The sequence below is a fragment of the Rheinheimera sp. MM224 genome, assembly GCF_947090785.1.
In the GTDB taxonomy this organism is placed as follows: Bacteria; Pseudomonadota; Gammaproteobacteria; order Enterobacterales; family Alteromonadaceae; genus Pararheinheimera.
In genome coordinates this window covers 847,916-872,153 of record NZ_OX352320.1, presented here as the reverse complement: position 1 = coordinate 872,153, position 24,238 = coordinate 847,916, and the positions used below count along the sequence as shown (strand labels likewise).

The 24,238-nt window shown below is 46.6% G+C and carries 19 protein-coding genes; 6 read left to right on the top strand and 13 right to left on the bottom strand.

Translation table 11 applies throughout. From position 1 onward, the window contains the following. The first annotated feature begins 85 nt into the window (after nt 1-85). Entirely contained in the window at nt 86-2,548 is a 2,463-nt protein-coding gene (locus tag OM978_RS04165) for a glycoside hydrolase family 88 protein (RefSeq protein WP_264346916.1), read from the top strand. Between the two features lie 3 nt (nt 2,549-2,551). Continuing rightward, entirely contained in the window at nt 2,552-4,246 is a 1,695-nt protein-coding gene (locus OM978_RS04160) for a pectinesterase family protein (RefSeq protein ID WP_264345656.1), read from the top strand. Between the two features lie 7 nt (nt 4,247-4,253). Here OM978_RS04160 and OM978_RS04155 read toward each other — a convergent pair whose 3' ends face one another. Both OM978_RS04155 and OM978_RS04150 read right to left on the bottom strand, forming a co-directional pair. Then, nucleotides 4,254-5,429, bottom strand: coding sequence for a winged helix-turn-helix domain-containing protein (locus OM978_RS04155; RefSeq protein ID WP_264345655.1), 1,176 nt, complete (start codon nt 5,427-5,429; stop codon nt 4,254-4,256). Nucleotides 5,430-5,432: 3 nt separating this feature from the next. Beyond that, nucleotides 5,433-6,161 carry a tRNA1(Val) (adenine(37)-N6)-methyltransferase gene (locus tag OM978_RS04150; protein WP_264345654.1) on the bottom strand — a complete coding sequence of 243 codons (729 nt, stop codon included), beginning with the start codon at nt 6,159-6,161 and terminating at the stop codon, nt 5,433-5,435. A 235-nt stretch (nt 6,162-6,396) separates the two neighbouring features. Here OM978_RS04150 and srmB point away from each other — a divergent pair, with 235 nt between their 5' ends. Then, nucleotides 6,397-7,656, top strand: coding sequence for an ATP-dependent RNA helicase SrmB (srmB, locus tag OM978_RS04145; protein WP_264345653.1), 1,260 nt, complete (start codon nt 6,397-6,399; stop codon nt 7,654-7,656). Between the two features lie 68 nt (nt 7,657-7,724). On the opposite strand, the gene OM978_RS04140 is transcribed toward srmB, so the two are convergent. The 4 genes from OM978_RS04140 to yaaA form a co-directional block, all read right to left on the bottom strand. Then, complete coding sequence (locus OM978_RS04140) at nt 7,725-8,435, bottom strand: hypothetical protein (RefSeq protein ID WP_264345652.1); 711 nt, start codon at nt 8,433-8,435, stop codon at nt 7,725-7,727. 250 nt (nt 8,436-8,685) lie between these two features. Next, a complete protein-coding gene (locus tag OM978_RS04135) occupies nt 8,686-10,938 on the bottom strand; it encodes a carbohydrate binding family 9 domain-containing protein (RefSeq protein ID WP_264345651.1) in 2,253 nt (750 codons plus the stop codon). Between the two features lie 110 nt (nt 10,939-11,048). Beyond that, nucleotides 11,049-12,347 carry an inosine/guanosine kinase gene (locus OM978_RS04130; protein WP_233007835.1) on the bottom strand — a complete coding sequence of 433 codons (1,299 nt, stop codon included), beginning with the start codon at nt 12,345-12,347 and terminating at the stop codon, nt 11,049-11,051. Nucleotides 12,348-12,466: 119 nt separating this feature from the next. Continuing rightward, the gene (gene yaaA / locus OM978_RS04125; RefSeq protein WP_264345650.1) at nt 12,467-13,246 is read right to left on the bottom strand and encodes a peroxide stress protein YaaA; all 780 of its coding nucleotides are present in this window, start codon (nt 13,244-13,246) and stop codon (nt 12,467-12,469) included. Nucleotides 13,247-13,541: 295 nt separating this feature from the next. Here yaaA and tal point away from each other — a divergent pair, with 295 nt between their 5' ends. The 3 genes from tal to OM978_RS04110 all read left to right on the top strand — a co-directional run bounded on the left by tal (nt 13,542) and on the right by OM978_RS04110 (nt 16,506). Beyond that, the gene (gene tal / locus OM978_RS04120; protein WP_264345649.1) at nt 13,542-14,498 is read left to right on the top strand and encodes a transaldolase; all 957 of its coding nucleotides are present in this window, start codon (nt 13,542-13,544) and stop codon (nt 14,496-14,498) included. 82 nt (nt 14,499-14,580) lie between these two features. After that, nucleotides 14,581-16,209, top strand: coding sequence for a glucose-6-phosphate isomerase (gene pgi, locus OM978_RS04115; RefSeq protein ID WP_264345648.1), 1,629 nt, complete (start codon nt 14,581-14,583; stop codon nt 16,207-16,209). Nucleotides 16,210-16,329: 120 nt separating this feature from the next. After that, a complete protein-coding gene (locus OM978_RS04110) occupies nt 16,330-16,506 on the top strand; it encodes a DUF3545 family protein (RefSeq protein WP_008897291.1) in 177 nt (58 codons plus the stop codon). A 96-nt stretch (nt 16,507-16,602) separates the two neighbouring features. Here OM978_RS04110 and ung read toward each other — a convergent pair whose 3' ends face one another. The 7 genes from ung to OM978_RS04075 form a co-directional block, all read right to left on the bottom strand. Further along, nucleotides 16,603-17,265: a uracil-DNA glycosylase gene (ung, locus tag OM978_RS04105; RefSeq protein WP_264345647.1), complete on the bottom strand. Its 663-nt coding sequence runs from the start codon at nt 17,263-17,265 to the stop codon at nt 16,603-16,605. A 3-nt stretch (nt 17,266-17,268) separates the two neighbouring features. Then, complete coding sequence (gene thrC, locus OM978_RS04100; protein ID WP_264345646.1) at nt 17,269-18,558, bottom strand: threonine synthase; 1,290 nt, start codon at nt 18,556-18,558, stop codon at nt 17,269-17,271. 9 nt (nt 18,559-18,567) lie between these two features. Further along, the gene (gene thrB, locus OM978_RS04095) at nt 18,568-19,500 is read right to left on the bottom strand and encodes a homoserine kinase (RefSeq protein WP_264345645.1); all 933 of its coding nucleotides are present in this window, start codon (nt 19,498-19,500) and stop codon (nt 18,568-18,570) included. Between the two features lies 1 nt (nt 19,501). Beyond that, a complete protein-coding gene (gene thrA / locus OM978_RS04090) occupies nt 19,502-21,961 on the bottom strand; it encodes a bifunctional aspartate kinase/homoserine dehydrogenase I (RefSeq protein ID WP_264345644.1) in 2,460 nt (819 codons plus the stop codon). A gap of 214 nt (nt 21,962-22,175) precedes the next feature. Beyond that, complete coding sequence (locus OM978_RS04085) at nt 22,176-23,144, bottom strand: sensor domain-containing diguanylate cyclase (protein WP_264345643.1); 969 nt, start codon at nt 23,142-23,144, stop codon at nt 22,176-22,178. Next, nucleotides 23,144-23,755: a chemotaxis protein gene (locus OM978_RS04080; protein ID WP_233007826.1), complete on the bottom strand. Its 612-nt coding sequence runs from the start codon at nt 23,753-23,755 to the stop codon at nt 23,144-23,146. Before OM978_RS04080 ends, OM978_RS04085 begins: the two co-directional genes overlap by 1 nt. Beyond that, nucleotides 23,752-24,117, bottom strand: a complete 366-nt coding sequence (locus OM978_RS04075; protein WP_264345642.1) for a response regulator — start codon at nt 24,115-24,117, stop codon at nt 23,752-23,754. Before OM978_RS04075 ends, OM978_RS04080 begins: the two co-directional genes overlap by 4 nt. Nucleotides 24,118-24,238: the final 121 nt, after the last annotated feature.

Below are 24,238 nucleotides of genomic sequence, written 5' to 3'. Positions count from 1 at the left end.
TGGCGGCTTTGGCGTGACTTGCAGTCTGGCACTGTAAGTCACGAATTTGTTTTTACTCTTACAACAGGTAATAGCCGTGACTTCGATGTTTAAACGCCCATTGCTGATCTCCAGCCTCAGCTTAAGTTTTTTAGTAGCTTGCAGTAAATCAGCCCCAGCGCCAGAACCAACTGAACAACAAGCTATTCAGCCAACTACAGCATCATCTGTCGCCACCTTAAGCATTCATAACCCCTCGGTTTTCGCCCGTTCACAAGAACCTATTTATCTACCTGCAGCCGACTTAGGTCTGGCAGAAACTGAAGTACAGAATTCCGCTTTTATTGCGACCAGCGCTCAAGGCCTACTGCCTTCACAGTGGATTGACCGCAACGCTGATGGCCAAAAAGATACCTTATTCATTAGCCCCACTCTGAGTGCTGGTGAAACTTTAGAACTACAAATCACTGCAGGCACAGCCACAGAGCTGCCTAAACAAACTCAGGCCGAAATTTCGCAAAAAACCGGTGGCCAGTGGCAAGACAAACAATACGTCGGTGGCAGCTTTGAAAATGTCAGCAGCCTGACGCCTCCATCTCAATACACAGATCACAGTGAGTTTATCCGTTACGAAGGCCCGGGTATTGAATCGGATAAAGTGGCTTACCGTATTTATCTGGACTGGCGTAACGGCTTTGATATTTTTGGCAATAAAACCGGCAAGCCGGTGCTGGATCAAATAGGCCAGGATGGTTACAGCTCTTACCATGAAATGCTGCCATGGGGCACAGATGTGCTCAAAGTTGGCAAAGCTGTAGGCGCCGGTGGTTTTGGCTACTGGGATGGCAGCAAAGTAGAGCGAGTCTCTAAATTGGACGGTCATAGCGTCACTATCATCGAAAATGGCCCTTTGTATTCAGCGCTGACCATAGACTACAAAAACTGGCAGATTGCCGGTAAAACCTTGGATGTCAAAGCCCATTTGTCGATGACAGCGGGCAGCCGTTTATTACAAAACCGTCTGACCTTAAGCCAACCGCTGGATAATCTGGCACTTGGCATAGTAAAACTCCCTGACACTCAACTGCTGACCGGAACTTTGGAAAGTAGCGGCCATACTTACACTTATCTTGCGACTTACGGTAAACAAAGCCTGGATGGTGCCAACCTTGGCATGGCGATCTTATTTAAACGTGGCAAGCTGGAACAGCTCAGCACAGACGAACATAACCATGTCGCAGTGATGAATGTATCAGGCCAGCATCTGGAGTATTACCTGTTAGGCGCATGGCAACATGAACTGAACGGCATCACTAACGAGCAGCGATTTGTTGAGTATCTGCAGCAGGAAGTGGAACGTTTAACTCTAACACCGCGCCTGAGATTAAAAACAGAATTAACCCAAGCCCAAACCAGTCAGCCTCTGACCAGCGAACGAGCTTTGTACTGGAGCCAGCAATTAGCCAACTCAGAGCTGAAGCGCCAGGCTGGCCAGTATTATTGGGGTGGTTGGGATACCGAACGTGACCGCCCTGTCGCCTTTGAATACACCACAGGTTTATTGGTGCAGGCTTTTGATGACTTAAATAAATATGCTGCTAACCCTGCTTATCAGGCCGTGATCGACAAAATGGCCGACAGCTTTGTCGCTGCTGACGGCACTATTCCTAGCTACGACGCCAGCAAATTTAATATCGACAGCATCAATAGTGGCAATCTGCTGCTAAGGGTATTTGAACACACCAAAGAGCCCAAGTATCAATTAGCAGTTCAGAAGTTACGCGACCAGTTAAAACATCACCCAAAAACCTCAAACGGCGCTTTCTGGCATAAGCAGATTTACCCAAATCAGCTCTGGCTGGACGGGGTTTATATGGGCATGCCGTTTTTAGCTTATTACAGCAGTTTATTTGAGCAAGGTGCCAGTCTGGAGCAAGTGGTGCACGAGTTTGTGGTGACCCGTGAACAGTTACGTGATGACAAAACCGGTTTGTATTTCCATGCCTGGGATGAGTCAAAACAGATGGACTGGGCCGATAAAACCACAGGTCGTTCTGCTTATTTCTGGGGCCGTGCTATTGGCTGGTTGGGTATGGCGCTGGTGGATGTTTTGGATTATATCCCAGCGGATAACACCGAATTACGTCAGCCTTTATTGAATATGGTAACCGAGCTGGCTGCAGATTTAGCCAAATATCAAGACCCTGAAAGCGGTGTCTGGTATCAGATTATGGATAAAGCCGGTGAACGTGGTAACTATCTGGAATCGAGCGGCAGCAGCATGTTTGTCTATTTTTATGCCAAAGCCATCAATAAAGGTTATTTACCCAAAGATCGGTATCTGGATATCAGTAAAAAAGCCTGGCAAGGCCTGCTCAATGAATTTGTACTGGTGCATCCGGATGGCAGCATCAGCCTGACCACTATGGTACAGGTCGCAGGTTTAGGTGCTGGTCGGGATGGCAGCTACCACTATTACATGAGTGAGCCTATCTACCGCAACGACAGCAAAGGCACAGGGCCTTTTATTATGGCTGGTGTGCAAATGGCACAGTTGTTGAAGGATTAACGAATGTGGTCACTGTTTGTCAGGCTGAGTCTACTTGTACTCAGCCTGTTTTGCCTGAACCTGCACGCCAGTGAGCAGCCACTTCGCTTACAGGTCGCTTTAGATGGCTCAGCGCCTTTTCACTCTATTCAACAAGCGCTGGAATCCTTACCCGCCACTCAGCAATGGGCATTGATTGAAGTTGGCCCTGGTATTTATAAAGAAAAACTTTACCTGACCCGCGACAAAGTCATTTTGGCTGGCAGCGGTAAAACCAGTACCACTATTGAATTCGCTGAACTTCGTAAAAACCATTTAAAACAGCAGCCTGATGACTGGGGCTCTGCCGTGGTTAATATTAAAGCCTCGGATATAGTGCTGCTGGATTTAACCGTATTCAACAGCTACGGCGCTGTGTATGGCGATCATGATCATCAGTTTGCCATTCGTGGTTTTGAGCAGGCCAGCCGTATCATCACAGACCAATGCCGCGTGATAGCGGGTGGCGCTGACAGCTTAAGTTTATGGAATAAACAAGGGCTGTATTACCACAGCAACTGTTACTTTGAAGGCCATGTCGATTATGTTTGCCCACGCGGAACAGCCTGGGTTACACAAAGCCAGTTTTATAGCCAGGCCACAGAAGCTTCGCTCTGGCATGACGGCGAGCTAGATAAAAACGCGAAGTTAGTGGTCACAGACTCGAAGCTATCCGGTATTCAGGGCTTTTTACTCGGGCGCCGGCATTATGACGCCCAGTTTTATCTACAGAATAATCAGTATTCGCCTTTGATGGCCGATAAACCTATATTCCGTAAAACCTATCCGGATGAACCCAGCCGCGACAGAGCCAACTTATGGGGCGAGCGTAGTTATTTTAGCGGTTCCAGTGGAGCCAATTACGGCTGGTTGCAAGAGAATTGGCCAAAAGGAACACCAGCCATTAATGCTGATTGGGTCTATCAGGGCCAGTGGCAACCAGAACAGTTGTTAAAAACAGTCCGCAGTTGGTTAAAAACCAAACTCAACACCCCGCCAGCTAAGCTGTATCTGATCGGTGATTCCACAATGTCGGATAAAACTAATCTGGCGTATCCGGAGCGTGGATGGGGCCAGTTGTTACCTGACTTTATGCTGCCGCAGTTGCAAGTTGTCAATTTAGCGGCCAATGGCCGCAGCACCTTACGATTTTTAAACGAAGGCCGCTGGCAAATGCTGCTCGATGAATTACAAGCTGGCGATTATGTGTTGATCCAGTTTGGCCATAACGATCAAAAACAAGACGACCCTAAGCGTTATGCACAAGTCAATACGCGTTACCCACAGTTGTTGCAGCAGTTTATCCGCGAGGTCAAAGCCAAAGCCGCCATTCCACTGCTTGCCAGCTCGATCTGCAGGCGGAATTTTAAAGGCAACAGCTTAGAGCGGGATTTAGCGGCTTATGCAACCCAAGCTAAACAGCAGGCCGAATTGGCTCAAATCGATTTTTTTGATTTGCAGCAGCAAAGCTGTGATTTATGGCAAGAGTTAGGTCCGGACGGCAGTCAGCCGTATTTTATTCAGGTACCGGCTGGTTTGTATCAGAAGTTTCCGGATGGCAAAACTGACAATACGCATTTATCGGTGCAAGGTGCATCAAAGGTTGCACAGCTTTTTGTGCAAGACTTACAAAAGCAACAACATCCTTTGGCTAAGTACGTCTACCGAACCAAGCTTTAATTGGGCTTTAACTTACAAGCCAGTCGCGGGTTCTGGCACTGGTTTTTACCAGTTGCCAGGTCTCGCAGCCATTAAAAGCGGCGTAGTCCAGCACAGCTTTTAGCAGCGCCGCTTTTAATGCGTCCGTCAATTTCACCTGCTCATCAAGCACTAAATGCTGCAACAATAAGGTCTTGCTGGCTCTGTCTGCTTTGACATCCACCTGGCCGATAAACTGGTCTTTATACAAAATCGGCAAGCTGTAATAACCAATCTGCCGTTTGGCGGCTGGTACATAAACTTCAATCTGGTAATCAAAATTAAACAGCTGCTTTAGCCGGTCGCGCTGGATCACCAGATTATCAAAAGGCGACAACAGCCAGACTTTATTTGGCACTTTATTAGGTAGTTTGTTAGTAAGCGCTAACTGGGGCCTATGGTAATACGTCTTTCCATCCAGCAGAAAACTTTGCAGCCTGCCCTGCTCCAGCTGTTGTTTTAGCTGCTGCTTTAATACCAACTGCATATTCTTACGCAGATAACCTATTTGCTGCACTGTCGCCACAGCCTGACTTTGCAGACAACGCTCAATTAAATAATCAGCAAACTCAGCGTCTGTTGGAGGTAAATGTTGATGATGATCAGGCCAGACCCGTTCCGCCAGATCATAGACCTTCTGGAATTTGTCCCTTCTGGCCACCATTAGCTTGCCTTGCATAAACAGCTGTTCCAGTGCCTGCTTGGCCGGTTGCCAGTCCCACCAGGCTCCGTTTTTCTGACCAGAACTAACGAAGTCACTGGCCTTTAGTGGGCCTTCGGCCTGAATACGGGTCAGCACTTCATTCATCAGTTGCTGCTCTGGATTAAACCAGTGGTTGTTGCCGTTTTGCAGTAAGAGCTTTCGCTGCAAACTAAAACGATAATCTTCGGCTGGTAAAAATGCAGCGGCGTGCGACCAGTATTCAAAACTTTGTTTTTGCTCCAGCGCCTTGTCTAATAGCTTCGGCTGGTAGTTTTTTACTCTGTTATACAACACGTGATGATGTGCTCGCTCCACCACATAAATCGAATCCAGCTGCACATAGCTAATTTGTTTCAGGACCTCTGCCACTGCTGCTTTGCCGGATGCGGGTTGAAGCAAGCCTTGGTGCTGTAACACTAACTGGCGTAACTCTTTTGGGCTAAAGGGGCAGGACAAAGTCATCAGTTAAAACCTTAAATAAAAATCGGCGAGAAGCTTTCGATAGTCCTCACTGTACGGCCCTGGACTTTGCTGTATCAAGAGTTCTGTCTGTTCAAGCTGGCTGGATACGGCACTGGCACTAAAATCCAATAACTGTAATTTGGCAGCCTTGTTTGCGGCGGTTTTGACCAGACAACGGCGTTGCAAAGTCCAGCCAGCCTTTTCTGCCACAGAGATAAAATCTGTATCAGCAGGCAGCACCAGGCAAAAATGTGCATCAGCTGTAGCAAGCTTTTTGGCAACAACAGCCAAATCAATAAAAGATAAGCTGTCGGTATGGCGGGCCTGATGCCGCTTCGGATCTGAAGCGCCTAAACTCTGCTGAAAATAGGGAGGATTGCTGATAATCAGCTCAAATCCAAGCTCTGGTTGGTTATCCGTCGCCGCATAGGTTAGAATATCGGCCTGAATGACTTGGATTTGTGCCGCCCAGCGACTGGCCGCCACATTATCATGCGCCTGTAAGGCAGCATCCTGGTCCAGTTCGATTGCATAAACTATAGGGTTCAGCCCCGATTTTTGCAGTCGCTGCGCCAGCATCAGAGACAAAATGCCACTACCAGCTCCTATATCCAAAGCTGTGCCAGCCTTGGGTAAAGTTGCCCAGGCGCCCAACAGGAAGGCGTCCGTGCTGACTTTCATCGCACAGCGGTCGTGGCCAACAAAAAATTCTTTACACCAAAAGCCGCTCACCACTGTCCTTACTTACTAAGGTCAAAAGAGTGGCAGTGTATAAGAAGCTGTTTTGTGTGTCAGTAGAGAATTACTTATACCCTAAGTAATTGGAGTTGCAGAGAGGCAACAAGCGTTTGAGACCCAAGGAGCATAGTTCACCTATGTGACTGAGCGAAAACGTGAAGTTAACAAAGCTGCGGCTTCAAGTACGACGGGTATATCCCAGACGATTTAAACAGAAGGTAAGAACAGCGTGAGCGAAATTAACACTGCACAGGAAAAAATGACCTTTGCTGAGTTTCAACTGGATGAGAGCTTAGAGAAAACCCTGAGTAAAGCGGGTTTTAAAGAAGCGACCAGCATTCAGAAACTGGCTATTCCTGTGGCTTTGGAAGGCCGCGACATACTGGCCAGTGCGCCTACAGGCACAGGCAAAACCCTGGCGTTTTTATTGCCAGCTATTCAGTACCTGCTGGATTTTCCGCGCCGTGATCCGGGTTTTGCACGTGTATTGATCATGACGCCTACCCGTGAACTGGCTTATCAGATTTTTGAACAGGTGCAACAGCTGATTATGCTGACCGACCTGCACGCTGGTGTAATCACCGGCGGTATCAACTACGGCAGTCACAAAGAAACCTTAGAAAAAAACAACGATATTCTGGTCGCGACACCAGGTCGTTTAATTGAATATCTGGATAACGAAAGTTTCCATGCTGACGAAGTGGAAGTACTGATCCTCGACGAAGCCGACCGTATGCTGGATATGGGTTTTGTCGGTGAAATGAACCGCATTATTCTGGAAGCCAAACGTCGTCGTCAGACCATGTTGTTCTCCGCCACTTTGGAGGGCAATGGCGTCAACAAGTTTTCAGAGCGCGCTTTACGTGAGCCAGTGCTGGTTGAAGCTGCACCACCACGTCGCGAAAAAGCGAAGATTCTGCAGTGGATGCACGCCGCTGACGATGCCGATCACAAACTGGCGCTGCTTATTCATATTCTGAAACAAGAAGATGTCAGTAAAGTCATAGTTTTTGTGAAGACCCGTGAACGTTTAGCCACCTTAACAGGTCAGCTGGAAGCCGCAGGTTTAAAGTGTTGCTGGTTACAGGGTGAAATGGCACAAGACAAACGTCAGACTGCTTTAGCTCGTTTCAGTAACAATCAGGTGCGTATTCTGGTGGCGACCGACATAGCGGCTCGTGGCTTGGATATCGACGATATTACTCATGTGATTAACTACGATATGCCACGCACTGCCGATGTCTATGTCCACCGTATTGGCCGTACCGGTCGCGCTGGTAAAAAAGGTACTGCAATTTCGTTAGTTGAAGCTCACGATATTGGTGTGGTGGGTAAAGTTGAGCGTTATACAGAGCAGCCGTTAAAACGCCGCTTTATTGAAGGTATGCGCCCTAAACACAAAGAAGCCAAAGCGCCAACTAAACAGAAAAAACCTAAAACAGCAGCCAAGAAAAAAGCGCTGAAAAAAGCCGCCAAAGCCAAAGGTTAATTCTTTACCCTGACCCGATATATTCCGCGGTATCAAGAAGCGAACTATGTCGGGTTAGTGGTCCTGACTTAATTTATCTTGCCCAGCATTAACTTATTGTAATTCTGTATAAATTCCTGCTGACGCTCTGCAGGCACCGTTTCTAAATGTAAATCCAGATAGGCCTGAGTGCCGGCCAAAGCTGCGATGCTTTGATTTAGTTTATCGATAATAGCCTGGCCAGTTTCGCTTTTATTGCAGGCAAAATAAGCCAGCTGCAAAGGCTCAGCTTCGGCGACTCTGTACCCTTGCAGTAAAGTTGCATCTGTAGTGGCCAGCATAAAAGGGTATTCCAGTACTGCTGAGACACGATGTTGCTGCAACATAGGCCAAAGCTGCGCAATCTGAGCGCCACTTTGCTTAAAGTACAAACTACGCCTGACCACTTTTTCTTTCAGCAACAGATCCAGATCTGCACCATAAGAGCGTTCCAAATCCAGCCCTAACACAAAATCAGGTTCAGTCAGCAATAACTCACGTAATCGGACTTGACCACCCCATTGCTTTAGCTTGGACTGCAATTTGGTATGCAGCTTACTGTCTTTGGGTAAATAGAGTTTTAAACCTTCGATAGCTGAAAGCGGTCGGCTGAAAATAAATTCAGCCTGTCGTTGTGGATTTTTTAAAATGCTGGCCATGCAGCTGTCCGTTTGAGTGCGGGTGAGCTCGCTGGCTTTAGTGAAATTCACCTGATGAAAATATGGGGTGAGTTCAGAGATTTGCGCCAAAATCAGTCGCATTAATTTCAACTCAAGACTTTCAGTGCTTACAGGTGTTGTAGTCAGCCAATTGGCTGGCATTTTACTTTGAAAATGCACATCCTGTGATTTAGCCTGCAGCTGATGGCTACAACAAAGTACTATGGCGATCTTAAAAACAAGCTTCCAACACACCACTTCTGACCACCCACGTCTATGCCATATCAACCCAGCATAAAAGTGAAGTCTTTGGGCTGTAAAGCTTTTTCTTTTACAAGAATGTCATACATTGTTAAAGCAACCAGGCATAACTAAATTTCATAAAGACAGAACGTTGATCCCGCTCCAAACTTGTCAGTTCATCGTCCTGATAAGCATTGTCACTGTAGCCTGCAAAAAACAAAGTCTGTGGGTTTAGTTTGTAGGAATACAATAACTGACTGCCCAAGCTACGTTCAAGTTGCTGGGTAAGGCCCGGATTATTCAGCGGATTCTGCACAATATCACTGTAAATCAAGGTCAGACGCAACAAACTACGCACTGAAAACTGATAGCTCAAACGTAAGTCGGTCAGGTTGGCGGTAAAAACCTCTGCCCCGTCGGCCTCTAAATATCTGTAGGTATGACGGGCTTCAATTTGCAGATGAGTACTGGCATTCCAGCTGACTTCAGGCGAGAGCTGTAGTAAATCCCCCAGCCTGTTATTGCGGTAATCAATGGCATCACCCAGTTCTATTTCGGCGTTGGCATAAAGTGCTGGCAAAGGTCTGAATTCCGCAAAAGTAATAAAACGTTGTTCATTAAACATCAGCGTATTGCCATCAATAGCCAAAGAATTATTATTCAGACGCGGACCTGTTTTATCTCTGTCGGTCAGACTAAAAGAGAAGAAGCTTTGTTGTGGTCCCCATAACTCCAAAAATAGCTCTGCTTCTTTTTCCAATAGCTCATTATTGGCGTTATGACTGATATCCCAATCGCCGCTCAGAATAGCCCTGTTCCACCAGCTGCTGTCAGAAAACCACTGATAGCCCAAACCCTGCACAAATTTATGAAAGTCGGTTTGTGGCATATAACCCATATCAGCCCGAAACTCCTTTTCCAGCGCCAGATATTCGGTATTCCATAGCCAGGCACCATCATCATGTTCATACATGAAAAAGTAAGCTGGGTCTGACAAATCATCCGCTAAACGTAAACCCGCTTCAGAATCTCCAAAGCTTTGACGTAATGGCTCCGAATACGCAGAGTCCGCATACAAATACTGCAGCACCAGTTCATCCTGATCCGTGATTTTATACTTCAGATCCACGCCTGATAAATTATTGTGATAGCTGTCGCTTTGCCGTAGGCTACTGATCCAGCCCAAAGATAAATCTGCATTCAGATCGTAACGATATCTCAGCACAGCGTTGGTGCTTTCTTCATCCAATACGGCGACGTCAGATCCGAGGTTGCCTGGCACTATAAAGGTGGTTTTTTCGTCATTAGCGGCAAAAAAGGCAAAGGAATGTTGCTGTTGTTTGCCCGTCAGCTTAGCGCCCATGTCAGGTGCACCAATATTGCGGGTGTAAACCAGATCCAGAGGTGAACTGAAATAGTCTTGGTTATCGAGGAAAAAAGCGCGTTTTTCGTCAAAAAATAACGAGAAGGTATCATTCATTGACACTTGCGCCACATCAGCTTCTACCTGAGAAAAATCAGGATTGAGTGTCGCATTGAGATTAATGTCCGGTGTTATGCCCCATTTTAAATCCAGACTGACTTCGGTATTGGGTTCTGTCTGCCAGTCTGTTTTTGCATCGGGTGTCACATCACGTTGCTGGCTAGCCCCCGTCACCAAAGACGGCACCACACTAAAATGACTGCCTTGTTTGGCACCGGAAAAACCGGTAGCGATACGCATCTGGCAAATCCAACAGGGGTTCGCCCTTTCTATTTTATTGCTGGATAAACGGTGTTTTACATCGCGTGGATAAAACCGTACCAACTCAATACGCCATTGCTGCAGCGCCAGCCGGTCATTAAAGTTTAAAATGCGCAGCGGAATAGCGATCTCCACCTGATAGCCATCAGAAGTGAGTTTGCCTACACTTTGCCAAATACCATCCCAGGCATCACTTTCATCGCCACTAACTTCATTTTCTATTGCATCTGCCTGCACACCCAAAGGATTACTGAAAAACTGATAAGCCAGTTTTTGATCGTTGTAGCTGTCAATTTTGATGCCGACTAAATCATCTTCCCAGACATCGTCTCTGTCTTTTAAAAAGGCGCGGATTTGGGACGGATCGGGATCTTTGGCTTTAAAAGCCAGATAAAAATACTCGCCGTTTTCCATCAGCAGCACTTCGGTTGCTACAGGAGCAGGCGTATTGTCGGCAGGCCAGCTGTTTATAGTTATCTGAACTTTGTTCGCTTGTGCCCAGCCAGCGTCAGATAAATCGCCATCAATGCTAATACTGGCGCTGGTTTTAGGAATGTGAATATCGGCCAGAGCACTAGCAGAAAACAGAGCAGCCAACAGAAAAAACCAACGCAGCATTTACAGTCCTTGTACAGCAGGAGAAAAAGTCACCGGCACTATATAGAAAGAAGTAGAAAAGAAGAAGGCCGGAAATACCGGCCTTCTATATTGAATTTTGTAAGCTGTTGTTACCTGTCCCAGTAGCTTTCTTCCAGAGAGTCTTCTTTTTCCGGTAAGCCTTTAGACAAGCGTGGCGCATTTTGCACCAGAATGGCGTAACTGACGCGGTTGGCATATTTACAGATCTGAGCAAAAGACGAATAAGCCAGATAAGGTTGTTCATGTTTACTGGATAAAGGCAAAGTTTGACGGTGGAAATGATTGGCCGCTATGTCATGTAAAATAGCAGCTAAAGCGCCATCGCCAGCGCCATTGGTATTTTTAATCCGCTCAGGCCCACCCAAATAAGGGTCGATATGCGAGTAGACTTTCACCGGCTGCTGGCAGTCTTTTTTCTGCATAGGACGGCTGAATTCAAACTCATTGTAATCAGCCAAAGCGCCGGATTTGATTGGATTGGTGGTTTCACGTTTGGCTGATGCGTCTGTGTATCCACATAAATACAAGCCTTCAGGACCCGCTGTTAACAGCACCATATCAACATAATCCAGCGCAGCTTCTGCCGCGAGCAATGGATCAGCAAAACCGGTTAAAGCTTCAGCTTCCAGCTCATTCATCGCGAGCACATTGACATACTGCGACAAAGTTTGCTGAATCAGCTCCCTGTGCTCTTCGACTAAATGTTTAGTGCCTAAGCTCATCACCACAGGAACATCTGCAGCTTTAGCATCGGACAACATTTTCACCATAGCCTGTTGTATCGGCTGATCTGTGGCGCGCAGCGGATAAGCACTGACCACTATAGCTGCGGCTTTGGCAATAATATCGGTCGGGATATAAGCTGGAGTTAACTCATCCATATCACCCGGGTCTATCACAAAAGTGCGTTCGCCATCTGGGGTGATCATGGTAATACCGCGGCCTATATCACCTGGTACGCCCTGCAGATGGTTCATATCCACCTTGCTGCTGGTATGGCATAAATAGTGATATGCAGGAGAACCCAGCTGAATATTGGCTGACATCACCCCCAATAACACAGATTTATCGTCCGCCAGTACAGAATAGTTATGTACTGTATTGCCTATGGTGCCACCGGCAAAGTGATCAGAAATAGCATTGGAGCCCACTAACTCCTGATAAATCAGGTCAGCTTTGCCATGTTCCACTAAGTTGGATAAGCCTTTGCCTATGCCGTATTTTTCAAGAAATTCATCACTGACATTGGCAATCACATCCACTATGGTTTGGTCCAAACCCACAATATAAGTGTCTAGTTCAGGCCGCACTTCGTAGCTGGGTAAAGTCAGCTTAGGCTGAGACACTGGAAAATAATGTTTGAGTTTACGACGACCAGGGAATTTCATAGGGCAACACTCGGATCAATAGAGCCGCGCATTTTAGCAAAAGCCAATTAAAAAAGCGCACTAAAAAGCCGCAGTTTTCTGCGGCTTTTCCGGTTATTTAGCGCAAAGATTGCGAAGTATCAGTCGGACTGTTGCATCCGTGTAAACACCAGTTTGTCGGCTTTGGATTCGGCGCTGCTAAACTGATAGCCAGCACTGTTAAATTCCTTTAAGCCATCCAGCTGATCAATCTGTTGCTCAATCACATAACGAGCCATCAGGCCACGGGCTTTTTTGGCGAAAAAGCTGATGATTTTATACTGACCATTTTTGAAATCTTTAAATTCCACATTCACTACTTTGGCCTTCAGGGCTTTTTTGTCCACAGCTTTAAAGTATTCCTGTGATGCTAAGTTCAGCAAAAACTCTGAATTTAGCTGCTCCAGCTGTTGATTCAGTTCAGTGCTGATGCGTTCGCCCCAGAACTGATATAAATTTTTACCACGGCCATTTTCTAACGAAGTACCCATCTCCAGACGATAAGGCTGCATCAGATCCAAAGGCCGTAACACCCCATATAAACCACTTAAAATGCGTAAATGCTGCTGGGCATAGTCCAGATCTTTTTGTTTCAGGCTGGACGCTTGCAAGCCCTGATACACATCCCCATTAAAAGCAAACAAAGCCTGACGGGCATTATCCGGTGTAAAAGGTGTAGACCACTGGGCAAAACGTGCAGCATTAAGGCCTGCCAGTTTGTCACTGATATGCATTAAACCTGAGAGTTGGACAGGTGTCAGATCGCGGCAATAGGGCATCAACTCAAGGCTTTGCTCCAGCAAAGCGGGCTGGCTAAAGGCGGTAACTGATAGCGGACTTTGGTAATCTAAATCTTTGGCGGGTGATATCACCATCAACATGGGCTTTGGCTTCCTCTACAACTAAGGTTGGAGACTATATCAAATTAAAAGTTTTAGCTCGACAACAAAACTCAATACGGACGCGGCTTAGACATGGTTTTTACTTTTTTTCATGGTAAGCTCAGATCCGTATGCAGGCCTTATAGAATAAGGCTGCGACCAGTAAAATAAACAGAATTCCGAATGAGGGAAACTTGCCGCAAAAGCCTGTTTTTATGTTGTAATTTTCCTACATTTATTTAGTATTAAGCCCCACATCACTGACTTGTGATCAGAAAAACGGTAATAAAACAATATGAGCACTTTACTTGAACAGTTAAAAGCAGTGACTACTGTCGTGGTCGACAGTGGTGACTTAGGCGCCATTGAACAATTCCGCCCTGTAGACGCTACAACAAATCCGTCTTTGTTACTCAACGCCAGCCAACTGGAGTTTTCCAAACCGTTGTTGGCTCAGGCTGTGGCTTATGCCAAAAGCAAAAGCTCAGATCTGGCAACACAGGTCAGCATAGCCAGCGATAAGTTTGCAGTAGATATCGGCACTCAGATCAGCAAGTTAGTGCCGGGTCGTGTTTCTACTGAAGTGGATGCCCGTTTATCTTTTGATACTCAGGCCAGCATCAACAAGGCGCTGCAACTGGTGGCTTTGTATCAGGAAAATGGCATCAGTAAAGATCGCATCTTGATCAAAATAGCCTCAACCTGGGAAGGTATTCAGGCCGCCCGCCATCTTGAGCAACAAGGTATTCAGTGTAACCTGACGCTGCTGTTCCATATGGCGCAAGCCCGTGCTTGTGCTGAAGCTGGCATATTCTTAATTTCTCCTTTTGTTGGCCGTATTCTGGACTGGTACAAAGCCAACACCAAACAAGACTACACAGCAGAAACCGATCCAGGTGTGGTTTCAGTGCGTGAAATTTATCGTTACTTCAAAACTTATGGCCACAAAACTGTGGTGATGGGTGCAAGCTTCCGTAATATCGGCGAAGTATTAGCTTTAGCAGGCTGCGACCGCTTAACCATCAGCCCTGGATTACTGGAAGAATTAAGCCAGCAGCAAGGCAGCTTAACAGTTCATCTGCAAGATACAGGTGCTACCGCCAAAGAAACTGCGGCTTTGACTGAAGCAGAATTCCGCTGGGCGTTGAATGAAGATGCAATGGCCACCGAAAAACTGTCGGAAGGTATCCGTAAATTTGCCATTGACCAACGTAAGCTGGAAAGTTTAATTCAGGCGCAATTACAGGCTTAATTACAGGCCCAATCAAAGGCTTAATTACAGGTCTAAATACAGGCTTAATTTTTATCACCATCGGATCACTACAGGAGTTTATATGATGTCGTCTGCACTTTGGGCTGAATTGAAACAGCTGGCACAACAGCCTTTGTCATTGCGTCAGCAGTTTGCTGCAGACCCAAAGCGGGCTGAGAAATTCCAGGTCAATGCCTGTGGTATTCATCTGGATTTTGCCAAAAACCTGATCACAGATGGCATCTGGCAAAAGCTGTTGGAGCTGGCAAAACAAAGCCAGATCCAAAGCAAAACTCAGCAGATGCTAAGTGGCGATAAAATAAATAACACGGAACAACGTGCCGTCTGGCATATGGCGTTACGTGCAGACACAAAAACGCCTTTAGTATTAGATGGTGTGGATTTACAGCCTGAAATTCAGGCCTGCCATACACAAATGGCAGAGCTGATTGGCCAGCTGCATAATGGTGAATACAAAGGCTATCAGGGCGATGCTATTACCGATCTGATTTGGATTGGTATTGGTGGCTCTTTACTGGGCCCACAAATGGCCTGTGAAGCTTTAGAGCCTTTTAACAAAAGCCCTGTGCGTATTCACTTTGCCGGCAATATAGATGGTGCCGTCGTCTCTGATGTAGTCAAAGCTTTAAACCCTGCCACTACGCTGGTGTTTGTCGCCTCTAAGTCTTTTGGTACTGAAGAAACTAAACAAAACGCCTTGGCTGTGCGGCAGTGGTTCATAGACAAAGGTGCAGACAAAGCCGCTATAGCGCAGCATTTCTGGGCTACTTCGTCCAATATCAAAGCCGCAGCTGAATTTGGCATAGTGGCACAACATATTCTGCCGATGTGGGACTGGGTGGGTGGACGTTATTCGTTATGGTCTGCTATAGGCTTCCCTGTTGCATTGCAGTTGGGCATGGAGCAGTTTCAACAACTGCTCAAAGGCGCCCGTGATATGGACCAGCATTTTATCCAAGCACCTCTTGAGCAGAATATGCCGGTGATTTTGGCTTTGCTTGGCGTCTGGTATATCAATGCTAAAGGTTGTCAGGCGCAAGCCTTACTGCCGTACAGCCATTATTTACGTTTCCTGCCTTCTTACGTGCAGCAACTGGATATGGAAAGTAATGGTAAAGGGGTGGATCTTGATGGCAAGCCACTCACAGATGCCACAGCCCCGGTGATTTGGGGGGATGCAGGCACCAATGGTCAGCATGCGTATCATCAGTTATTGCACCAAAGTGTGCTGGCTGTGCCGTCAGACTTTATTCTGCCGGCCAAAGTCAGTCACGAGCTCAAAGATCATCACCACAGATTAGCAGCGCACTGCTTTGCCCAAACTCAGGCCTTGATGCAAGGCAAAACCTTTGAAGAAGCCAAAGCTGAAGTACTGGCAAGTGGCGCATCAGAAGCTGAAGCCATTGCTTTGGCACCACATAAAGTGTCTCCTGGTAATAAGCCAAGCAATACTTTATTGCTGCCAGAATTATCACCTTATTACTTAGGCGCCTTAATAGCGCTTTATGAGCAGAAGGTGTTTTGTCAGGGTGTTTTGTGGAATATCAACTCTTTTGATCAGTGGGGTGTTGAGCTGGGTAAACAGCTGTCGACGCCTATTTATCAGGTGTTATCTGATCAACAAAAAAATAACTTTGATGCGTCCACAGAGGCACTTATCGCAAAATTTAAGCAGTTGAACTTGGGCTAACCTGTTGAATGAACGAAAAACATTCATTTTTCGTTCATATTTGTGTCAAAGAGTTATTTTATTTTTAGACAAAGTGTGGTACTAATTTGTTGAAAATAACAACAACTCAGAGGGGCAACCATGGAAAGCTTCGAAGACTTACTGAATATGTTGGAGCGTCCTGCGACGAAGAGCCGTGCAGTCAAACGCAAGTGGCGAGAAATTGAAGCAGTCAAAGAACGCCAGCGCTTAAAACGAGAACTAGAAGATATAGACTGGACCATAGAACCTGAATTAGTAGACATCGAATTAAGTTAAATTGAGCCCCGGCAGCAATGTCGGGGCTTTTTATTTAGCTGTCATTCAGGCTCTGAATACGGGGGCTGGGTTTATCCCTGCCCGCTCTATGTCTATTTATACTTGCCAGCGGATAGGGGGTTTACCCTGCTGTTCGAGTAGCTCATTCGCCTTTGCAAAGTGTCCACAGCCTAAAAAGCCGCGGTGCGCTGATAAAGGGGATGGATGAGGTGCGGTCAGTATATGGTGTTTGGTTTTATCGATCAGCTGTGATTTTTTAATCGCATGACTGCCCCATAACAAAAACACTATACCTTCTGCATTGGCACTGATAGCCCGGATCACTTGATCAGTAAACTGCTCCCAGCCTAAGTTACGGTGTGAGTTGGCTTCGTTCGCCACCACAGTCAAGGCAGTATTGAGTAACAACACCCCCTGCTGCGCCCAGCTTTCCAGACAACCATGCTTTGGGGTCTGAAAATCAACATATTCCAGCGCCAGCTCTTTATAGATATTGCGCAGCGAAGGTGGAATAGCCACTCCTGCAGGCACAGAAAAACTTAAGCCATGAGCCTGATTCGGACCATGGTAGGGGTCCTGCCCTATCACCACCACTTTCATCTCTGCAAAAGGCGTCAGCTTAAAGGCATTAAACACCAGTGCTTCAGGTGGATAAATCACCTGCCCTGCGGCACGTTGTTGCTTTAAGTAATCCATAGTTTGCAGAAAATAGGGCTGATTTTTTTCAGCCCCAATCACGTCTTGCCAGTTTAAAGACACAGTTTATTTATCCAGAGTCAGTAAGAATTGGCGTAATTGTACAAAATCCGGCGCCATATCTGCACTTAAACTTGCCTCTGATGCAACTGCTGCTAATTCAGGCGGCAGAGCTATAGGACTGCCAAGGATATTTTCGACCTGCTCTTTAAATTTAGCCGGATGAGCAGTGCCTAAGAAAATACCAAATTCGCCGTCCTGCAAACTACGCTTTAAGGCTTTGTAGGCAATAGCAGCATGAGGTTCGCTGACATAACCTAGATGTGCTAACTGACGCATCGACACTTGGGTATCTTCTTCATCCACCATCACAGCTTCTAAATCGTCGCGGCAAATTTTACCCTGCGCCAATAAAGCCTCGACTCGTGGCCAGTTATTTGGTGCGCTGACGTCCATCGCATTGGATAAAGTCGGGATAGTTTTATGCGGTGTCCACTGCCCCTCTTTCCAATAGCGTGGCACAGTGTCATTTAAGTTAGTGGCGGCTATCATACGTTTGATAGGTAAACCTAACACCTTGGCAATCAAACCCGCAGTCAAATTACCAAAGTTACCACTAGGCACAGCAATGACAATTTGATCGCGTTTATCTTTTGGTACCTGAGCCACAGCTTCAAAATAATAACAAATCTGTGCAAATAAACGGCTGATATTAATAGAGTTGGCTGAGTTGATATTCAGCTGTTTGACTAAATCACGGTCGTTAAATACATCTTTCACCAGCGCCTGGCACTGGTCAAAATCGGCGTCTACCGCCAGTGTATGGATGTTGTGACCTAAAGTAGTAAACAGTTTCTCTTGCAACGGGCTGATTTTTCCTTTTGGAAATAAAATCACCACGTCCACACCGGCCTGCTGATAAAAGGCATGAGCCACAGCCGCACCTGTATCACCTGAAGTGGCGGTGACAATAGTAGTTTTACTGACATTCTGCTGCTTTTGCGCCTGAATTAACGCCTGCGCCATAAAGCGGCCACCAAAGTCTTTAAAAGCTAAAGTCGGGCCATGGAATAACTCTAAGCAGGCCACATCATCCGTGACTTGCGCCAAAGGGGCTGGAAACTGAAAAGCCAAACTCACCATCTGATGAATTTGTTCGGCAGAAAGCTCGTCGCCAATTAAAGCTTCCAATACTTTTGCGCTGCGCTCGACAAAAGGTAGTTCTAATAAAGCCTCAATATCCAGAGTTGGCCACTGGGTTGGGAAAAATAGCCCCTGCTGCTCACCCAAACCAATACGCACTGCATCCAAAAAACTAACTTGTTGTGAAGCGACTTTAGTATTTGTTAATTGCATTTTTACATCCTACAGCGCACGTGCGCCTTGTCTCGCCAGACGACAGACTGTCGTGATGGCATCTGAGTTTTTAGCGTAATGCTGTTGTAAATAATCAGCGGCAAATTTGGCCTGAGTATCATTTTGACAGACCGCAAAAATAGTAGGGCCAGCGCCTGAGATCCCCACATGGCCTATACCTTGGGCTGTTAACTTTTCACGTATAAGCAACAATTCCGGCATAAGGTGCTGACGGGCAGGTTCAGCCACTAAGTCCTGTAAAGCCGCAAAAGCTTCGGTTTCATCTTTGGCATACAAAGCACTGATAAAACGGCTTAACATGCCGGCAAAAGCTATGCTGTGTTTCAGCGTCAATTGTTGTGGCAATACAGCGCGGGCTTCTTTGGTCGACAGCACTGTGCCCGGATAACAAAGCACCACCTGCCAGTGTTCAAACCAGGGCAAAGCCCGGCATAACAAAGGGCTATCCGGCAGCATCAACAATAAGCCGCCATAAAAGGACGGAGCCACGTTATCGTAATGCACAGAACCACTGACGCCGCCTTCCAGTTGCGCCATCAGCTGCAACAGCTGATAGTCATCTAAAGGTTTGCCGAAATAGTCATTAAAGGCATAACAGGCCACGACAATAGAACAGGCGCTGGAACCCAAACCACTACCAACCGGCAAGTTCTTTACCAGCTCCAGTTGCAGCCGTGGCAAAGTCCGGCCTATTGTCTTTTCAAAGGCATAAAAACACTTCAGCACTAAGTTATCGTCTGTATCACCCGGCAGCTGATGCACATAACGGCCGGTCAGTTGTAAACTCAGTTCAGCCTGCTCAGAGTGGATACGCAGTTCATCGCCAAATAAAGAACCATCTACAGGTTCAAAAGCAGCGCCTAATAAATCAAATCCAACAGAAAAATTCCCCGTGGACGCAGGCGCAAAATACGACTTCATGTTACATCTCCTGCTGCCAGGACAAAGTCCGCATTACATCACTAAACACACCTGCTGCTGTGACCGCAGCACCAGCACCATAACCACGCAATACAAAAGGAATAGGCTGGTAATAACGGGTATGAATAGCCAGCGCATTTTCACCGTCTTTCACTTTAGCTAATGGATGATCCAGATCCAAAGCTTTGATGGCGACTTTGCAGCGACCTTCGCTGATTTCACCTATGTAACGCAGCACCTGACCTTTGGCTTTCGCCTCTGCGATACGTTCTGCAAAAGACTTATCAAGCTCTGGTAACTGCTGCATAAAAGTCGGTACATCTGTGCCAGGCGCAAAGTTGGCAGGCAACACACCTTCAACTTCGACATCGGCTAAGTTCAGCATCAAGCCAGACTCACGCGCCATAATCAGCAACTTACGCGCCACATCCATACCGGACAAATCATCACGGGGATCCGGCTCAGTAAAGCCTAATTCCCGTGCTTTAGTGGTGACTTCAGATAAAGACTGGCCCTGTTCCAGTAAACCAAAAATGTAGGATAAAGAGCCGGATAAAATCCCTTCAAAAGCGACCAACTGGTCACCGGCATTAAACAAACCCTGCAAGGTGTCGATCACCGGCAAGCCTGCGCCTACCGTAGTTTCATACAGGAAACGACGGCGATGTTGTTGTGCCACCTGACGCAGCTGATGGTAGTAGTCCAACGAACCCGTATTGGCTTTTTTGTTTGGAGTGACCACATGGAAGCCGGCTTTTAAGAAATCGACATACAAATTAGCCACAGGTTCTGCACTGCTGCAGTCAATCAATACCGGATTAGTTAAATGCTGATCCTGCGCAAAACGACTTAAATCTGCCACAGAAAACTTAGCTTTGGCCTGCTGCATCTGTTGCTGCCACTGGCTTAAATCTATGCCTTTTTCATCCAGTAACAAAGTTTTGGAATTGGCGATGCCATACACCTTCAGCTTGACGTTCCGTTGCTGTAAAAACTCTTGCTGACGCTGAAACTGCGCCAGTAACTCGCTGCCCACCACACCACAACCCACCAGAAATACATCGATACTTGGGATATGGCTGAAGAAGTTTTCATGGCACACCTTCACTGCGTTCTGACAGGCTTTTTGTTCTACTACAGCGGAGATAGAACGTTCACTGCTGTCCTGCGCTATAGCCACCACGTTGACACGAGCTTGCGCTAAAGAAGCAAAAAACTTAGCCGCCACACCACGGTGCTGGCGCATGCCATCGCCGACCAAACTGACAATGGCCATATCAGATAAAATTTGCAATGGCCGCAGTAACTTGCCTTGCAGCTCCAGTTCAAACTCGGCTTCCAGTGCTTTTTTTGCTGAAGCTAAATCCAGCTGAGCCACACAGAAGCTGATACTAAATTCAGAAGACGACTGAGTGATTAAACTGACCGACACCTGTTCACGCGCCATAGTGGCAAAAACACGCGAGGCCATACCCACCACACCTTTGAGGCCTGGGCCAGAGACGGTGATTAGCGCCAGATGCTCGAGGCTGGAAATGCCTTTAACCAGCGAGTCACCATTATTATCGGCATCAATACAAGTGCCGGGTGCTGCAGGGTTTAAGGTGTTTTTGATATAACAAGGAATTTGAAAACGCGCCAATGGGCCTATAGTTTTTGGATGCAGCACTTTGGCACCAAAATACGACAGCTCCATGGCTTCATCATAAGATAAATGGTCAATCAGTTTGGCTTGTTTCACCTGACGTGGATCGGCACTGTAGACACCATCGACATCAGTCCAGATTTCACAGACTGAAGCTTTTACCGCAGCAGCGACAATGGCAGCTGAGTAGTCAGAACCATTACGGCCTAATAAACACAGCTCACCCTGCGCATTGCTGGAGACAAAACCGGCCATTACATAGACCTGAGCCGATTGTTTAGCTAAGGCCGCGGCAAATGTTTGTTCAGAAGCAGGAATATCAGCCACGGCATTTAAATAATCGCCCTGACTTTTCACCAAAGCCACAGAGTCCAGCAGCACCACATCGACCTGACGGGATTTAAACAGAGCTGTCATCAGGCAAACGCTGAACTGCTCACCCATACCTAAAATTTGTGCTTTGATATGATCAGGGCAATAACTTAATAAACTGATGCCCTGCAAACGTTCAGTCAGTTTTTGCTCCTGCTCGTCAGCCAATTGTTGCACTGCGTTTAATTGCTCAGCGCTTACCCGCAAAGCAGCCTCTGAAACTAACTGAGCCAAACGCTGCTTCCATTGCTGCAAAAGAGGTTGATAGTCAGAACCTAAAAAGGCCAGATCCGTCAGTTCCACCAGTAAGTTGGTGACGCCCTGAGGCGCAGACAACACTAAGCCTACGCTCTGATTGCCAATTTGTTGTTGCACTATATCCGCCACCTCGAGGAAGCGGGTTACCGACGCCAGAGACGAACCACCAAACTTAAGCACCCTCATGTTTTACTCCTTGCTAAACGAAAAAGGCCCGTGACGGGGAGGTCACGGGCCTTTTTGAAAACAATACGCCGCCGACCTCCTACCCCGCAGGGTTGGTGGTAATAATAATGGTGAGTGTATTGCGGATTTGTGTCTTTTTCATACTGTCTATATGCTCAAAGTTTTAGACGTCTGTCAATCTAAATGTTTAGATTATTCTAAATTTAACAGGCCGCTAATTTGCCTTTAGCAGAAATTCTGTTTCACCTGCGCTGTAGGATACAACTCTATTGCGGCCGTCTCGTTTGGCGTTATAAAGCGCCATATCAGCCTGACCTATCAGTAATTCGTGCGCTCGCTCGCCTGCCACATCAAGTTGCGCTACACCAATACTGATGGAGGTTTCTATAGACTGCTCATGGAATGTGACAGCTTTACTGCTGACCGCCAAACAAATTCGTTCAGCCACTTCCATCGCGCCGGACAGCGCGGTATTGGTCAGCACTATGCCAAATTCTTCACCGCCATAACGACCAAACCAGTCGGTATCACGCAATAAAGACCGGACCCGAGCAGTGAGTTCAATCAGTACACAATCTCCGCCTAAATGACCGTACTGATCATTCAACTGCTTAAATTTATCTAAATCAAACAGCAGTAAAGATAAAGGCTGCTGATAACGCTGCGCCCTTTGTACTTCCAGTTTTAGTTGCTCTTCCCAGTAACGACGGTTTAACGCCTTGGTTAAGCCATCAATACGATTGCTTAGTTCCAGCTTTTGCAGCGTGCTCTGTAAATGCTGCTGATAGACAAAAGCATCAGTGGCGTCCTCAATCAGCAAACAGACATAACGACGACCTGACGGATCACTCAACGGCAACATAGTGCAGTTTTGCGCCATATACTGACTGGTGCTGGTAACTGGACGTAAATGGGGCAACTTAATCACATACTGACGCTGCTCCCAGCTGCTGAAGGACGGGCTTTGTAATTCAAGCACTGAAGCAAATTTGCGTCTGAGCCAGGCTTCCGGCACATCTTTAAAGACTTTAAACAGACTCTGGCCTTTTGCCTCAGCAAGCTGTACTGAACTGTGACGCTGTAAGAAGGTATTCAGATACACCAGTTGAAATTGTTCATCTACCACCAACACGCCACTGTTGAGCTGCTCCAGTATCGGGCCGGTTAACCAGTCTTCTGACATCAATATTCTTCCACTATCCGATCCAAAATTTGCTGGATATTTAACACAGCTTCACCTGGGATCAACAACAACATATCGCAGTTAAAGGAATGATCAATTAACTGGTAACTAATATCTACTTTAAGCGCCAGCTCCCAGTGACAAGCCGTTTCAACCAGGGCCTCTGTCACATTGTTCTGCCGCGAGGACAAAACACGGGGCGCACTGTAAGACAAACTATTGTCAATTTGCTCAGCCAGACCATTTAAAAAAGTGGTGGTTAAAATGGAGCTGATATCAGTCAGCATCTCAAGCTCGGATGCACTGTCTGTGTCATAGCCTAATAAAGCAGCAATTCGATGGGCGTTATCCAGCTGATACAACACTATCGCCTCACCGCGCAGGCCATCATTGCCCAGAAACCCCTGGCTGACTAAAGCTGCATCTGTGCTGCTGTACTGAGCTTCAAATTGAGCTGGAATTTGCGCCGAGCTGACCAGCTCAATAGCTGGTACCTGTAAATGCACAAAGGTATTTAAAAAGCGGGCAAGTTTGTCGCTGGCCAGGCCCATAGCGACATTAATCAGCTCCTGCAAACAATCCCTTTGTTCTTCAGAGAATACTGTACTCATATCAGGCCATATTGTTTCAAAATAACGATAAGCTTTTCCGGATTGACCGGTTTATGGATAAAGGCCAGAGCGCCGAGTTCTGTCACTCTTTTTTGCATTTCAGGCTGGATATCTGCAGAAATGACAATGACAAAACAATCCAGACCATCCTGCTTTATAGCTTCAAGCACTCCTATACCATCCAGCTCAGGCATGGTCAGATCTAAAAACACTAAACCAATCTCCTGGCTGCGCAAAATAGCCAACGCTTCCACGCCATTACTGGCAGTGAGGATATCGGCATCAAATGACTCAGGTAAGGATTTACGCACTTGTTTTCGTGCAAGTAAGGAGTCGTCACAAATTAATACAGGTAACGCCATTAAAACAGCCTCTTTATTATTGCTTTATTTGTTTTCACGAAGATGCGTACAGTTCAAATAGTGGACACAGATACCATACTGAAAGATGTTGCAATTTAACACCATTAAATGCTGCTTTTGC